Genomic DNA, 14501 nt, shown 5'->3' with positions numbered 1-14501 from the left:
ACAGTATTCCATGACTTTTTGAGATGGAAGCCTGCCAAATCCATGGTTGATGAGTGCTGCAATTCGCTGCAACCCTGATCAAAAGGCATTAGCCAGCCCTGGAGCCCACCATGTATGCAAACGACAAGATGTTGTCCGATCTCGATCGCGCGCGCGTGGTCGGCTTGATTGACGAGCACCGCAAGGACTGGTCGCTGCAGCAGGCCTTCTACCTCGACCCGGATATCTTCGCGCTCGAGCGCGAATTGTGGTTCCCTCGCCAATGGGTCATCGTGGCCCATTCGAGCGAAGTTCCGGAGAAGGGCAGTTACGTCATCCGTCATCTGTTCGACGAGGAGATCATCGTCGCCCGTCATGGCGACGGCGAGGGCGACATTGCCGCCTATTACAACGTCTGCACCCATCGCGGCTCGCGCCTGTGCGTCAAGGATGGCCGCGGCAAGCTGCTGGTCTGCCCCTATCATGCCTGGTCCTTCCGGCTGACCGGTGAGTTGCAGACCCGGCGCGACCTGCCCGAAGGCGTCGATGGCGACAGTCTAGGGCTGCACAAGGTGCCGATGAAGGTGATCGGCGGCCTGGTGATATGCGGCCTCGATGCCTCCAGCCTGCCTGACATCGAGCCGGCGGCGGCCGGGCTGACCGATCTCCTGCGCGAGAACGGGGTCGCTAACGCACGCATCGTCGCGCGCAAGAATTACCTGACCAAGGCGAACTGGAAGCTGGTGCTGGAGAATTTCCTCGAGTGCTACCACTGTCGCCCGGCTCACCCCGAATATTTCCGGGTCAACGGCCATGTGAAGGTGACCGCCATGCGCGACGACTACAACGCCTCCGAATGGAAGCAGGAGATCGACGCCTGGCACAGCGCCATCGGCGATGCCGAATTCCACAAGGGCGTGTGGGAGCCTGGCGACCTGGACACGATGCCCTACGCCATGCATCGCAAGCCGATCGGCTCGGGCCGTCTCACGCTCTCCGACGATGGCCAGCCGGTCTCGTGCCTGATGGGTGGACGCGGCAAGTTCGACGGCGGCGAGAACGGCTTCCGGATCGGTCGGCTCTCGTTCCTGAGCGCGCCCAACGACTATCTGACCATGTTCCAGATGATTCCGCGCAACGCCAACGAGACCGACGTGATCCTGACGTGGCTGGTCGACAAGGACGCCGACGTGTCGGTCGACGCCGACAAGATTTCATGGATGTGGGATGTGACGACCGTTCAGGACAAGAAGATCACGGAAGACAACGCCGACGGGATTGCCTCGCGCGCCTATCGCCCCGGGCCTTATACGCCGCTGGAATCGCAGACGGCCTTTTTCATAGAGACCTATCTTGCGCAGATGCGCACTCTGATCACCGGCGAGCGCAGGGACGGCGACGAGGCCTGGGCGGCGCCATCGCAGCTCTATGCCTCGCCGCAAGCGGCCGGCAGAACGCAAAAAAACGGCCAAGCCACATCATAGGCATGTGACCACGGTCAACGTGGATTGTCGCCGAACGATCGTCGCTCGCCGCAACCACAAGCCCTGCAACGCGCAACACACGGCCAGACAGGACAATGGCCGATGCCGTGCATTGCGCAGCCACGCCGTCACCGAGCTATGGCGGCGAAGCTTCTTTCGAACTTGTCGACGACATCATCGACGTCCGCCATCGCCAGGCAGAGCGGCGGGCACATCCGGATGACGTTCCGATAGGGCCCGGATCGGCTGGCGACGAGCCCGTTGCGGCGCGTCTCCTCGAAGACCGCGAGCGTTTCCTCCGGCGCCGGCTCCTTCGTCGCGCGGTTCCTGACGAGCTCGATCGCAAGCATCAGGCCGCGGCCTCGGACGTCGCCGATGATCGGATAGCGTTCCTTCAGGCCCTCGAGCCGGGCCTTGAGCGCGCCGCCGACAACGCGCGCGTTTTCCTGCAGCCGCTCCTCTCGCATCACCTTTAGGACGGCCCTGCCGGCCGCGCAGGCGACGGGGTTGGCTCCGTAGGTATGGAACAGGAACTTGTCGGCCATCGTTTCGGCAACCGCGCGCTTGGCGATGACCGCGCCGAGCGGGATGCCGTTGCCCACGCCCTTCGCCACCACTACGATGTCGGGCACCACGCCATGCGATTCAAAGGACCAGAAGGCCTCGCCCGTACGTCCGACGCCGGCTTGCACCTCGTCGATGATGCAAAGGCCGCCCGCGGCGCGCACGCGCTCGAACGCGCCGGCAATGTAGCCTTCGGGGATGGGGACGATGCCGCCATAGCCCTGCACGGGTTCGATGATCATGCCCGCAAGCCTGCCGCTCGTCGACGTCGCGATCGCCCGGTCGATCTCCTTCAGGTAAGGCTCCACGCCTTCGCCGTGGATGCCGCGATACTGGTTCGGCTCGGGCACGAACGCCACGCCGCCAAGCTGCGGGACCGAGTGGCGAAAGCCGGCTATCCCCGTCACCGACTGTGCGCCGAAGGTAGCGCCGTGATAGCTGGAGGCGAGCGCCAGCATGTCGATGTTGCCAGTGTGCGAACGCGCCATCAGCAGCGCGAGGTCGATCGCTTCCGCGCCGGAGTTGGTGAAATGGACGACCCACTCATGACCGGCCGGCATCGTGCCCGCCAGTTCTTCGGCATATTGGGCGGGCACCGGATGGTAGAACATGGTCGTGCAGTGGGTCAGTTCGGCGACCTGTTCGCTCGCCGCCTTGACGACCTGCGGGTGGGCGTGTCCCACCGAGATGCAAAGGTTCATCCCAAGCAGGTCGATGTATTTCCTGTCCTGCTCATCCCACACATATTGGCCTCGGCCACGCTTGATGATCAGCGGATCCTTGTAGGGAACGAATTTGCGCTGGGAGGCGGAGTAGAAGCGGTTCCTGCGGTCGACGATACCTTGCGTCGACCAGTCGATCGCGAGCGATGAGTGGGTATGAGGAGCGTTCATATCTTGGCCTCCCGGATTGGATGGGAGCAGGATAGAACATGGACGCGCGCCGAAGGCATCCGGCAAAATCATCCATCAGGATAACTGATGCAGCCGATTAGCAGCTGGCGGATCTGACGAAGGCAATGCGGTCTGCCTCATGTTGAGGCGACGGACGGGTCCAAGGCGTAGTGGTCTGGAGGCAGATCGGGCAGGCGTTCGTTTATCGTCTGTTTGAGCACTTCGGCGGTACGTGCGGCAAAGGCCTCGGGCAGATCCCCAAGCTCGCGCTCGCGCGCGACCAGGAGGATGTTGCGGGACAGGCTGGTGAACGGCAGCGGATGGATGTCGATCTCCATGCCCTCGGCAAGGCCGTCGATGAGCAGTGTCGGCGTCAGGATGGCGAAACCCATGCCTGCCGCAACGGGCGCCATCACGACGCTGGAGCGGTCGCCTTCCATCGCCCGCGGCAATTCTATGCGCAGCCGGCTGAGATGCTGGTCGACGCGCAAACCGACCGGCGTCTCCCTGGAGAAACGCACGAATGCGAGCTTTCTTGCAAGCTTCGTGATGTCGCCGACGTCGCCGGAAAAGCCTTTGGGCGTCACCAGCAGGAACCGCTCCGTCATGACCGGGTAGCGCGTCAGCCCCTCGATCTCGAACAGCTCGCCCGAGGTCACCGCAAGATCGGCGCGGCGGGCGCGAAGCAGCGCAACATGGTCGGTGGCAAGCCCGGCAAAGAGGCTGAGCTCGGGAATACCGAAATTCTTGCGCGCCAGCACGGAAAGCGCCGGCGCCAGCGTGGTGGCGATGGAGGCCAGCAGCGCTACCCTGAGCAGCGGCAGCGGTGCGGCGTTGATGCGGCGGGCGTCGGTGCGCAGCCCCTCGACTTCCGCCAGGATCGCGGTGGCCCGGCGATGCAGCGCGATCCCGGCCTTGGTCAGCTCGATGGGCCTCAGATTGCGGTCGATCAGGCTGACGCCGAGGGCTATTTCCAGGTTCTTCAGATGCTGCGATGCGGCGGACTGCGTCATGCCGAGCATCTGCGCGGCCTGCGTCACATGCCGCGTTTCGACGACGGCCGCGAAGACCTCGATCGATCGAAAAAGGTTGAAGTCGAAGCTGCCGCTCTTCACCAGGGCTCCTTCGCGGGACCGTACATAAGTTTTCCTAATGTTGCAGAAATCCCATTGAGCGCAAGCCTGCTTGGCGGGAAAGATCGCGCCGTTTCGACGACAAGGGTATCGCATCGGTGAAGCAAGACGCGAGGATCGTTATCATAGGCGGCGGCGTGATCGGCTTGAGTGTCGCCTATCATCTTGCCGAGCTTGGCGTCACCGATGTCGTTCTCATCGAGCGCAACCAGTTGACGAGCGGCACCTCCTGGCACGCGGCCGGGATCGTCGGGCCGCTCAGGGCGACGCTCAACCTGACGCGCCTGGCGCAATACGCGACCGAACTGTTCCCGAAGCTCGAGGATTTGACCGGCCAGACTTCCGGCTACAGGCAAACCGGCGGGGTCTGGCTGGCGCGCCGGGAAGAGCGGATGAACGAGCTCAAACGCATCGCGCATATGGGCGACGTCTGCGGTCTCAAGGTGGAGATCGTTGGAGCGGATGTCGTCGGCGAGCGGGTTCCAGGAATTGCGCTGGACGGACTCGTGGGCGCGCTTTGGGTGGCGGAAGACGGCCAGGCCAATCCGGTCGATATCTGCGCGGCCTACGCCAGGCGGGCACGCGCCGCCGGGATCCGGATCCTGGAAGGAACGGCCTGTGCCGGCTTCATCATCGAGAACGGCCGCGTCGCCGGCGTCAAGCTCGCCTCGGGCATGACGATCCGCTGCGAGGTTGCGGTGAACTGCGCCGGCGCCTGGGCAAGGCAGATCGGCGCCATGGCCGGTGTGCCGGTGCCGCTGCAGGCGGTCGAGCACATGTATGCGGTGACCGAACCGTTGGCCGGGTTGCCCAGTCCTTTCCCGATCGTGCGCGACCTGGACGAGGGCATCTACGTCAAGGGCGATTCAGGCAAGCTGGTGCTCGGCGGCTTCGAGCCCAACGCCAAGGTCCTCGACGTCACCGACCCGGTTGGCGACAGGCCCTTCCTTGAATTGCCGGAAGACTGGGACCAGTTCGAACCCTTCATGTCGGCCGGGCTGCGGCTCTTTCCGGCGCTTGCCGAGACGGGCATCCGCCACTTCATGAACGGGCCGGAGAGTTTCACCCCGGACACCCAGCCCCTGATGGGCGAGTCGCCCTATCTGCGCGGCTTCTTCGTCGCCGCCGGTTTTAATTCGACTGGCATGATGTCGTCTGCCGGCGCCGGCAAGGCGATGGCCGAGTGGATCGTCGATGGGGAGCCGGGTCTCGATCTGTGGCCGCTCGATATCGCGCGTTTCGACCGCAGCGCGGCGTCCCGCACATTCGTCGAGGCGCGCATGGAGGAATCGGTCGCCGACCTCTTCCGCATGCATTGGCCGTACAAGCAGTCCAAGGCCGGCCGTGGCCTGCGCCGTTCGGCGTGGCACGGCACGCTGGCCGAGGCCGGAGCGGCGTTCGGCGCGCCGACCGGCTGGGAACGGCCGCTCTGGTACGCCCATAATGAAGGCGAACGTGAGCCGCGTTACACTTTCGGCAGGCAGCATTGGTGGCCGGCGGCTGAACGCGAGGCGGTCGCCATGGCGAGCGGCGTCGGGCTGTTCGAGCTTTCCCCGTTCACGAAGCTCGATGTCACCGGGCGCGATGCGACGAAACTGCTGCAACAACTGGCGGCCAACAATGTCGACGTTGCGGAGGGCAGGGCGGTCTACACGCAGATGCTCAACCGCCATGGCGGGATCGAGGCCGACATCACGGTCACGCGCTGCGGTGAGACCGCCTTCCGGATCGTTTCCGGCGCGGCGACCCGGCAGAAGGATTTCGCTTGGATCGCCAGGCACGCCGGTGATCTCGGGCTGGACGCCTTGGTGTTCGACGCCACCTCGGCCGAAGCGGTCCTCGGCGTCATGGGGCCGCGTTCCCGTGAATTGCTGCAGGAACTGACCGACGCGGACTTGTCGGAGGCGGCCTTTCCCTTCTCGGCGTCACGGCGCATCGACGTCGGCATGGTCGATGTGCGGGCGACGCGGGTCAGCTTCGTCGGCGAGCTTGGCTATGAGCTCTATGTCCCCGTCGAATGCGCCGAAAGCCTGCTGTCGACCATCCTGGACGCCGGCAAGGCGCATGACGCGGTCCTTTGCGGCCATTATGCGCTGGACGGTTGCCGCCTGGAAAAGGGCTATCGGCACTGGGGCCACGATATCGGGCCGAAGGAGACGCCGATCGAGGCCGGACTGGGTTTTGCCGTCTCCTGGACCAAGGGCGATTTCATCGGCCGTGAAGCGCTCGAAGCGCAGAGGGCGCAGGGCTTTGGGCGCCGCCTCCTGCATTTCGCGGTCGACGGCGCCAATCCGCTTCTGCTGCATGACGAGCCCATCTACCGGGACGGCAAGTTCGCCGGACTGACCACCTCGGGCGGCTTCGGCTTCCGCACCGGCTTGAGCCTCTGCCTCGGTTATGTCGCCTGCGATCCGGGCGAAACCAGGCAGCAATTGGCCGCTTCGAACTACGAGATCGCGGTCGCCGGGCAACGCTTCGGCCTCAGGCTTCTCGAAAGACCACCCTACGATCCAACCGGCAGCAGAATGCGCGGCCAACAGGAGACATTATGAGACAGCATGCCCGCGTCGTCGTGATCGGCGGCGGCGCCATGGGGGTTTCCCTTCTCTATCACCTCGCCAAGCGCGGCTGGGGCGACGTCGTGCTCGTCGAGCGGCAGGAGCTGACAGCGGGCTCGACCTGGCACGCCGCCGGGCTTTGCACGCATTTTGCCCACAACGCCACGATCATGGAGATGCGGGCCCATTCCGTGCGTCTCTATCGCGAGGTGCTCACCGCCGAAACCGGGCTACCGACCGGCTTCCATGCAAGCGGCGCGCTGCGCGTGACGCGCTCGCCGGAGCGGATGGCCGAGTTTCGTCATGTGCAAGGCCTTGGCCGCTTCGTCGGCTATGACTTCAACATCCTGACGCCGGCCGAGCTGAAGAAAATATACCCGCTCTGCGAAACCGACGGCATCCTCGGCGCCTTCCACGAGCCGCATGACGGCCATGTCGATCCGACTTTGGCCACCAACGCGATGGCTGCCGGCGCGCGTTCGCGCGGCGCCGAAATCGTCCGGCACAATCCGGTGCTGTCGATTGAGCGCACGGCTTCGGGCGAATGGCTGGTCCGTACCGCGCAAGGCGATATCACGGCCGAGCACGTGGTGAACGCTGCCGGCACCTGGTGCCGCGAGGTCGGCACGATGATGGGCATCGACCTGCCTGTCGTGCCGATGCTGCATCAATATGTCGTCACCGATACCGTGCCTGAAATTGCCGCGCGCATCGCGGCCGGCGAAAAGGAACTGCCGATCATCCGCGATCCGGAGGAAAGCTGGTACCTGCGGCAGGAGCGGGATGGCTACATCGTCGGGCCCTACGAGAAGGCGGCTCATCCGTGGGCGATCGACGGCGTGCCGCCCGAGTTCGGCATGGAGCTGCTGCCGCCCGATCTCGACCGCGTCGAGCATATCATCGCGCTGGCGATGGAACGTGTGCCGGCGCTCGCCAACGCCGGCATCAAGACCGTGGTCAATGGCCCGATCACCTTCACGCCGGATGCCAATCCGCTCGTGGGACCGGCTTTCGGCCTCCCGAATGGCTGGCTTCTGACGGGATCCAGCATGGGCGTGATGGAAGGCGGCGGCGCCGGCGCCTTCCTCGCCGACTGGATCGTCGACGGCGAGCCGCCGCGCGATGCGCTGGCCATCGATCCGCGGCGGTTCGGCAACTATGCCGACCGCGACTATCGCGTCGACAAGGCGGTCGAATGCTTCGGCCTGCAATTCGGCGTCCACTACCCTTACGAGGAACGCGAGGCGGCGCGCCCGCGCCGGACCACACCGGCGCTCGATATCCAGTTGTCGCAAGGCGCGGTGCTGGGCGCTGCCTATGGCTGGGAGCGGCCCAACTGGTTCGCGACCGGCAGCATCGACCGTAACCCGGAGCTGACCTTCAAACGCCCGGGCTGGCTCGGCGCGGTAAAAGGGGAATGCCTCGCGGTCCGCGACAGCGCCGGCGTCATCGACCTTTCGGCCTTCTCGAAATTCGAGGTGAGCGGGCCGGACGCCGAAGCCTTCATGGCTTCCCTGGGCGCCAACACGCCGCCATCGCGCCTCGGCCGCATCGGTCTCATCCACGTTCTCACAGAGCGGGGCGGTGTCGCGTCCGAGTTCACGGTCACGCGGCTCGAGCAGCACCGTTTCTACCTGACCAGCGCGGCGCTGGCCGAACGGCATGACGAAGACCTGCTTCGCGCCCGGTCGGCCACTTTTGCCGGTGTCGTCATCGAGAACATCACCGAGAGGCGTGGTGTGCTGGGCGTCATGGGACCGAACGCCGCCGAGATTCTGCAGGCGGTCAGCGAGGTCGATTTCTCGAACGCGGCCTTCCCTTGGCTGTCGGCGCAGACGATCAGGATCGCCGGCATCAAGGTGACCGCGCTTCGTGTGTCCTACGCCGGCGAGCCGGGTTGGGAGCTGCATGTCCAGCTCGCGCAGTTCCGCCGGCTTTACGAGACCATCGGCAAGGCCGGCGCCAAGCACGGCCTGCGCCCCTTCGGCGTCTATGCCTTGAACTTCATGCGGCTGGAGAAGGGCTATCGCGGCTGGGGCGCGGACTTCACGACCGAGCGTACGCCGCTCGAGGCCGGACTGGGCGCCCTGGTCAAGGCGGACGGGCGTTCCTTCGTCGGCCGCGAGGCGATGCTCGAACGGCAGAAGGCGCACCCTTGGCGGATGGCGCTGCTGGAGATCGAGGACGATGGCGAACGGCTCCCGTTCTACAGTCATGCCGTCCTGCACGAGGGCCGGCCGGTCGGCGTCATCACCAGCGGCGGCTACGGCTTCCGTACCAGCAAGGTGCTGGCGCTTGCCTATCTTAGGCCGGGGGTGCCCGAACTTGAGTTCGGCGTCTCGATCCTGGGCAATGAACGCGCGGCGCGCGAGCTGCGGGAAGCTCCCTACGATCCACGAAATCTGCGGTTGCGTGGGCTGGACCATTTGCAGTCCGCGGCATCCATCTGAACGTCTGGAGGCACACCATGGAAGATGTCGTCACACCTGGCGAGGCAGCATCCCCGGCGCGCTCGCGTGGCCGCGCCGCGCGTCTCGTACAACGCGGCGCGCCAGCACCGCGCCGTCCCTATATCAGCCGCAGGATCGGCACGTTCAACATCCTCGACGAGGAGGGGCTAAGCCTGATCGAGGCCAATGCCGACCGCCTGCTCAAGGAGATCGGCATGGAATTCCATGACGATCCGGAAATCCTCGGTCTTTTCCGCGACGCCGGAGCCGATGTGAAGGGGACGCGTGTCCGCTTCGAGCCCGGCATGTGCCGCAAGCTGGTCCAGGCGACGGCGCCGCGGCAATTCAAGCAGCATGCCCGCAACCCGGCCAACACCGTCGTGATCGGCGGCGACAACACGGTGCTTTGCCCGTCCTGGGGCCCGCCCTTCGTGCACGATCTCGACCGGGGCCGTCGCTATGCGACGCTGAACGATTTCCGCGACCTGGTGCGGATCCACCAGATGATCCCTTACCTGCATCATTCCGGTGGCGTGGTGTGCGAACCGGTCGACCTTCCGGCGAACAAGCGCCACCTCGACATGCTCTACACGCATGTGCGCTACTCCGACCGCCCTTTCATGGGAGCGTTCATCGGCTCCATGCGGGCGCAGGACGCGGTCGACATCGCCAAGATCGTCTTCGGCGAGGCGTTCGTCGCAGAGAACGCCGTGCTCTACAACGTCTCCAACACCAACGCTCCGCTCGTGCTCGACGCCAACATGTCGGGATCGCTCAAGGTCTATGCGCGCAACAACCAGCCGGTCGCCTGCACCCCATGGACGCTCGCCGGTGCGATGAGCCCCTGCACCGTCGCCGGCACGCTGGCGCAGGTCTTGGCGGAAGCGCTCGCGTGCCTTTCGCTCGTCCAGCTCATCAATCCCGGAGCGCCTTGCCTGATGGGAAGCTTCGCCAGCACCATCTCGATGCAAAGCGGTGCGCCGACCTTCGGCACGCCGGAAGCGGCAAAGATGGTTCTGGCGGCGGGTCAGCTGGCACGAAGGGTCGGCGTTCCGTTCCACACCGTCGGCACGCTCTCGGCATCCAAGCTGCCCGACGCGCAGGCGGAGCAGGAAGGGACCTGGGGCCTGCTGATGTCGCTCCTCGCCGGCGCCAACGTCATCAACCACGCGACCGGATGGCTGGAGGGAGGGCTCGTCACCGGCTTCGAGAAGACCATCATCGACGCCGATCTTTGCGGCAAGGTGATGAGCCTGTTCGAGGGCATCGACCTGTCGGTGAACGCGCAGGCGATGGAAGCCATCGAGGAAGTCGGGCCGGGGTCGCATTTCCTCGGCAGCGCCCATACGCAGTCGAACTTCCTGTCGGCCTTCTACCGCTCGACGATCAGCGACAACAATTCGTTCGAGCAGTGGAAATCCGAGGGCGGCCTGGACGCCGCCCAGCGCGCCAATCGCCAGTGGAAGAAGCTTCTCAGCGACTATGCGGACCCCGGCCTCGACCCGGCGATCGACGAAGAACTGCGGGCCTTTATCGCCAGGCGCAAGGAGAGCATGCCCGACCAGGATTATTTCTGAGCGTTGAAAAGCACGTTGCGCGTCAAGGCCTTATGCGAGTCATCGTTTTTGCTAATGCAGAAGAATAGGGGATGGATTGCCTGCCCGTTTCGCTAACCTGACGCCAAGATCAACAAAGACACCAGGATTGGGGAACCCGAATGAAACCTTATCTTCTCGGACTATCGGCCATGGCGTTTGCCGGCTCGATGACATCGGCTTTCTCGGCCGACGTCACGATGCCAGATCCAAACTACGCGACCGCCACGGCGGTGATGAATGTCATCAAGGCTGCGGCGGAGCAGGAACTCGGCCTGCAGATATCGACGGTCACCACCACCGCCGTGCCGGTGATCTGGGAAGCGATGGACCGCAACAAGGGCGAGGTCGACATCTGGCCAGACACCTGGCTTCCCAACCAGCAGGGTCTCGTCGACAAATACGTCAAGGACAAGAAGTCGGTTAAGCTGGCGCAGAACAGCTACGAAGCCCAGCAGGGCTATTGCGTGACAGAGGTCACCTACGACAAATTCGGCATCAAGAATGTCTCGGATCTGGCCAATCCCGACAACGCCAAGATCTTCGATCGTGACGGCGACGGCAAGGGCAACATTTGGATCGGAGCACCGGGCTGGCAGTCGACCAACATCGAAAAGGTCCGCGCCCGGGACTACGGCTTTGCCGATTTCTTCAATCTGGAGGCGACCGACGAGGCGATTTCGAACGCCACGCTCGACACCGCGGCCAAGCAGGACAAGCCCTGGGTTGGATATTGCTACGGCCCGCACCAGAATTTCGCCCGCTACAAGCTGAAATTCCTCGAAGAGCCGGCATATGATGCGGCCAAGTTCGTCGTCGTCCAGGCAAACGAAGACCCGCAATGGTTCGAGAAATCCAAGATATCGTCGGCGTACGCCAAGACGACTGTTCATATCGCCTACGCGTCGTCCTTGGCCGACCGCCAGCCGGACCTCGTCGCCGCGCTCGAGCGCATGCAGTTCAAGCCTGACGATGTGAGCAAATGGGCATACTCCATCATCGTGGACAAGAAGTCTGCCGACGAGGTGGCGAAGGATTGGATCAAGGCGAATCCCGAAACGGTTTCGAAGTGGTTCGGCCACTGACCGACAGGGCAAAACCTGCTGATCGTGACGGCTTCGCGGCGACAATGCGCGAAGCCGTTGCGCATAAGAGGCGGGAGCGATGATGCAAGCGCATCCTCCAGCCTCCTTTTCGCGCGACGCCGCGAAGGGTTCGGACGCCGCCATCGTCATGAAGGCGGTGTGGAAAGTTTTTGGCATCCGCGAGCGCGAGGCCATCGCGGCGATCCGAAGCGAGGGGCTGGACAAGCAGCAGGTCGCCGAGCGCTTCGGCTGCGTGGTCGGCGTCGCCGGCATCGACATTTCGGTTGCCCGCGGCGAGATCTTTTGCGTGATGGGTCTTTCGGGCAGCGGAAAATCGACGCTGATCCGCCACATCAATCGCCTGCTTGAACCTTCGGCAGGCGAAATCTTCATCGATGGCGAGAACATCCTGGCGAAGACGCCAGCCGAGCTTCGCGCGCTGCGTTCGCGCAAGATCGGCATGGTGTTCCAGAGCTTCGGGCTTCTGCCTCATCGCACGGTCCGCGACAATGTCGCGCTGCCGCTGGAAATTCAGGGCGCGACCAAGCAGCGTCGCTTCGACGTCGCCGAGGCGGCGCTCGCCAAGGTCAATCTCGCCGGCTGGGGGGACCGCTACTGCCAGGAGCTTTCCGGCGGCATGCAGCAGCGTGTCGGACTGGCGCGCGCGCTCGCGGCCGATCCCGCGATCCTTCTGATGGACGAGCCGTTCAGCGCGCTCGACCCGCTGATCAGGCGGCAGCTCCAGGACGAGTTCGTGGCGCTTTCCAAGTCGATGGGCAAGACGGTGATCTTCATCACCCACGACCTCGACGAGGCGATCCGCATCGGTGACCGGATCGCCATCATGAAGGACGGCGTGATCATTCAGACCGACACGCCGGAGGAGATGGTCACGGCGCCGAAGCACGACTACGTCGCCAGGTTCATCGCCGATATTCCGCGCCTCAACGTCATCACCGCGCGGCGCGTCATGCGGCCCGTCGCCGAGGCTGGCCCGCAGGAACACAAATTGCGCCGGGTCGCCGAGCAGGATCTTCTGTCCACCCTCGTGGACATCGCCGCGGCGTCGCCGGATCCGTTGGCCGTCGAGGACGCTAAAGGCAACATCGTCGGCATCGTCGACCGGCAGTCGATCCTCAACGGCTTGAGAAAGGGGGACACGGTGTGAACACGCATATGCCCCCAACTCCCGATGGGATGATCCCGCCGCAGGCCGGGTCCGAGGACGCGCTCGCCCGCGAATTCGCGGTCCAGGGTTCCGACTACTATGTCCGCGCGTTTGCAAGCATCAGGAACGCCACCGGAACAGCCTGGTCGTTCAACCTGGCCGCAGCACTGTTGGGCCCTGTCTGGGCGGCCTCGCGAAATCTGCTGCTGCTGTTCTGGATAACGCTCCTGCTCCACATGGCGGCCGTCGCGCAGATCAGCATCGGCGCCTCCGGCAATCTGGGAGCCGCGGAGCAGAGCCGCGCCGAGCGTCTGACGCAACAGGCGCAGGAGCGAGCCAAGCAGGCGCAGGCCGCGAAGGATTCAGGCGCCGCCAACGCCGATGGCCTCGACAAATCGGCAAAGGCGCTTGAGCGCGCCGCGACCCAGGCCGTGGCCACCGCGACGGCGGCGCGCGCCCAAGGTCCGCGCTTCCTTGCAACAGGCCTTGCCACGCTGCTCGTGAGCGCCGCGCTCGGCGGGCTGCTCGCCAACGGCATGCTTGAACGCCGTTTTACCCGATGGCGTTCGGATCGCACCCTTCATCGCGGTCGCAACCATCTGCTTGCGTCATTTGCCGCGCTTTTCTGCATCGCGATTTTTGCGCTCACGGCCTATCGTTTTGCCGTCGCCGCACCCGCGCCCTGGCTGGCGGCGGCGCCATCGAACAGGGATTGGCAGGCGTCGCTGTCGTCCGGGCTCGATGCGGTGATGCACCAGATCGCGCAGTCGGGCGATGCGTTCTTCAGCCTCATCACGCGTGGCCTGTCAGGCTTCCTCGATGCCCTGGCTTATGCTCTCACCGCCATGCCGTGGCCGGTGACGATGGCGCTGGTCCTGCTGCTTGCCTGGCAACTCGCCGGTCCCCGCGTCGCCATCTTCACCGGCGCGGCACTTGCCTATCTTTCACTGCTCGGCTTCTGGGAAAAAAGCCTCGACACGATCGCGCTGCTCGGCACGGCGGCGATCCTGTGTCTGGCGATCGGCATTCCGCTGGGCATCTGGTGCGGACGTCGGCCGCGCGTCTATGCCGCCATCCGCCCGGTGCTGGATTTCATGCAGACCATGCCGGCCTTCGTTTACCTGATCCCCGTCATCGCGCTGTTCGGCATCGGCAAGCCGCCGGGCATCATTGCCACGCTGATCTTCGGCACGCCGCCCGTCGTGCGCCTGACGGCGCTAGGCCTGCAGGGTGTTCCAGCCAGCATCCGCGAGGCCGCGCAGGCCTATGGCGCGACGCGATGGTTTCTCCTCACCCGGGTGGACCTGCCGCTGGCCAGGCCGTCGATCATGGCCGGCATCAACCAGACCATCCTGATGTGCCTTTCCATGGTCGTCATCGCTTCGCTGATCGGAGCAAAGGGCCTCGGCGAGGACGTGCTGAACGCGCTGCAATACGCCGCCGTTGGGCAGGGGCTTCTGGCGGGCTTCGCGATCCTGCTTTGCGCCATGGTGATCGACCGCATCGTCCAGGGCAATGTTTCGCAGTCGGGCAAGTAGCCTCGACAAGACCGGGTAACGACGGGACTCTCAAAACAAGGCAAAGGCGGGTCG

At 64.6% G+C, this 14501-nt stretch carries 9 protein-coding genes; 7 read left to right on the top strand and 2 right to left on the bottom strand.

Annotated features, from left to right (window positions below; translation table 11 throughout):
• Window positions 1-110 precede the first annotated feature (110 nt).
• Complete coding sequence (locus FJ471_RS04290; protein ID WP_140801915.1) at window positions 111-1463, top strand: aromatic ring-hydroxylating dioxygenase subunit alpha; 1353 nt, start codon at window positions 111-113, stop codon at window positions 1461-1463.
• A gap of 128 nt (window positions 1464-1591) precedes the next feature.
• Here FJ471_RS04290 and FJ471_RS04285 read toward each other — a convergent pair whose 3' ends face one another.
• Window positions 1592-2920 carry an aspartate aminotransferase family protein gene (locus FJ471_RS04285; protein ID WP_140801914.1) on the bottom strand — a complete coding sequence of 443 codons (1329 nt, stop codon included), beginning with the start codon at window positions 2918-2920 and terminating at the stop codon, window positions 1592-1594.
• Window positions 2921-3057: 137 nt separating this feature from the next.
• Complete coding sequence (locus FJ471_RS04280; protein WP_181179141.1) at window positions 3058-4035, bottom strand: LysR family transcriptional regulator; 978 nt, start codon at window positions 4033-4035, stop codon at window positions 3058-3060.
• Between the two features lie 53 nt (window positions 4036-4088).
• Between FJ471_RS04280 and FJ471_RS04275 the strand changes: the two genes are divergently transcribed.
• From FJ471_RS04275 to FJ471_RS04250, 6 genes are all read left to right on the top strand, one after another.
• Window positions 4089-6605, top strand: a complete 2517-nt coding sequence (locus tag FJ471_RS04275; RefSeq protein WP_348643323.1) for an FAD-dependent oxidoreductase — start codon at window positions 4089-4091, stop codon at window positions 6603-6605.
• Complete coding sequence (locus tag FJ471_RS04270) at window positions 6602-9061, top strand: FAD-dependent oxidoreductase (protein ID WP_140801911.1); 2460 nt, start codon at window positions 6602-6604, stop codon at window positions 9059-9061. The genes FJ471_RS04275 and FJ471_RS04270 overlap by 4 nt, the downstream gene beginning before the upstream one ends.
• A gap of 17 nt (window positions 9062-9078) precedes the next feature.
• The gene (locus FJ471_RS04265) at window positions 9079-10638 is read left to right on the top strand and encodes a trimethylamine methyltransferase family protein (protein WP_140801910.1); all 1560 of its coding nucleotides are present in this window, start codon (window positions 9079-9081) and stop codon (window positions 10636-10638) included.
• Between the two features lie 140 nt (window positions 10639-10778).
• Entirely contained in the window at window positions 10779-11741 is a 963-nt protein-coding gene (locus FJ471_RS04260; RefSeq protein ID WP_140801909.1) for a glycine betaine ABC transporter substrate-binding protein, read from the top strand.
• A gap of 82 nt (window positions 11742-11823) precedes the next feature.
• On the top strand, window positions 11824-12909 hold the full coding sequence (locus tag FJ471_RS04255) for a betaine/proline/choline family ABC transporter ATP-binding protein (RefSeq protein WP_140801974.1): 1086 nt from the start codon (window positions 11824-11826) through the stop codon (window positions 12907-12909).
• The gene (locus tag FJ471_RS04250) at window positions 12906-14447 is read left to right on the top strand and encodes a proline/glycine betaine ABC transporter permease (protein WP_210241994.1); all 1542 of its coding nucleotides are present in this window, start codon (window positions 12906-12908) and stop codon (window positions 14445-14447) included. The genes FJ471_RS04255 and FJ471_RS04250 overlap by 4 nt, the downstream gene beginning before the upstream one ends.
• Window positions 14448-14501 lie beyond the last annotated feature (54 nt).

The sequence above is a fragment of the Mesorhizobium sp. B2-7-1 genome (genome assembly GCF_006440735.1).
GTDB lineage: Bacteria > Pseudomonadota > Alphaproteobacteria > Rhizobiales > Rhizobiaceae > Mesorhizobium.
The sequence above is the reverse complement of the archived record's forward strand: the minus strand, read 5'-3'. Positions and strand labels throughout refer to the sequence as shown.

Excerpts from the sequence above, each read along its gene's own strand:
- FJ471_RS04285 (WP_140801914.1), bottom strand. The coding sequence starts at position 2,920 with ATGAACGCTCCTCATACCCACTCATCGCTCGCGATCGACTGGTCGACG.
- FJ471_RS04270 (WP_140801911.1), top strand. The coding sequence starts at position 6,602 with ATGAGACAGCATGCCCGCGTCGTCGTGATCGGCGGCGGCGCCATGGGG.
- FJ471_RS04260 (WP_140801909.1), top strand. The coding sequence starts at position 10,779 with ATGAAACCTTATCTTCTCGGACTATCGGCCATGGCGTTTGCCGGCTCG.
- FJ471_RS04265 (WP_140801910.1), top strand. The coding sequence starts at position 9,079 with ATGGAAGATGTCGTCACACCTGGCGAGGCAGCATCCCCGGCGCGCTCG.
- FJ471_RS04255 (WP_140801974.1), top strand. The coding sequence starts at position 11,824 with ATGCAAGCGCATCCTCCAGCCTCCTTTTCGCGCGACGCCGCGAAGGGT.
- FJ471_RS04290 (WP_140801915.1), top strand. The coding sequence starts at position 111 with ATGTATGCAAACGACAAGATGTTGTCCGATCTCGATCGCGCGCGCGTG.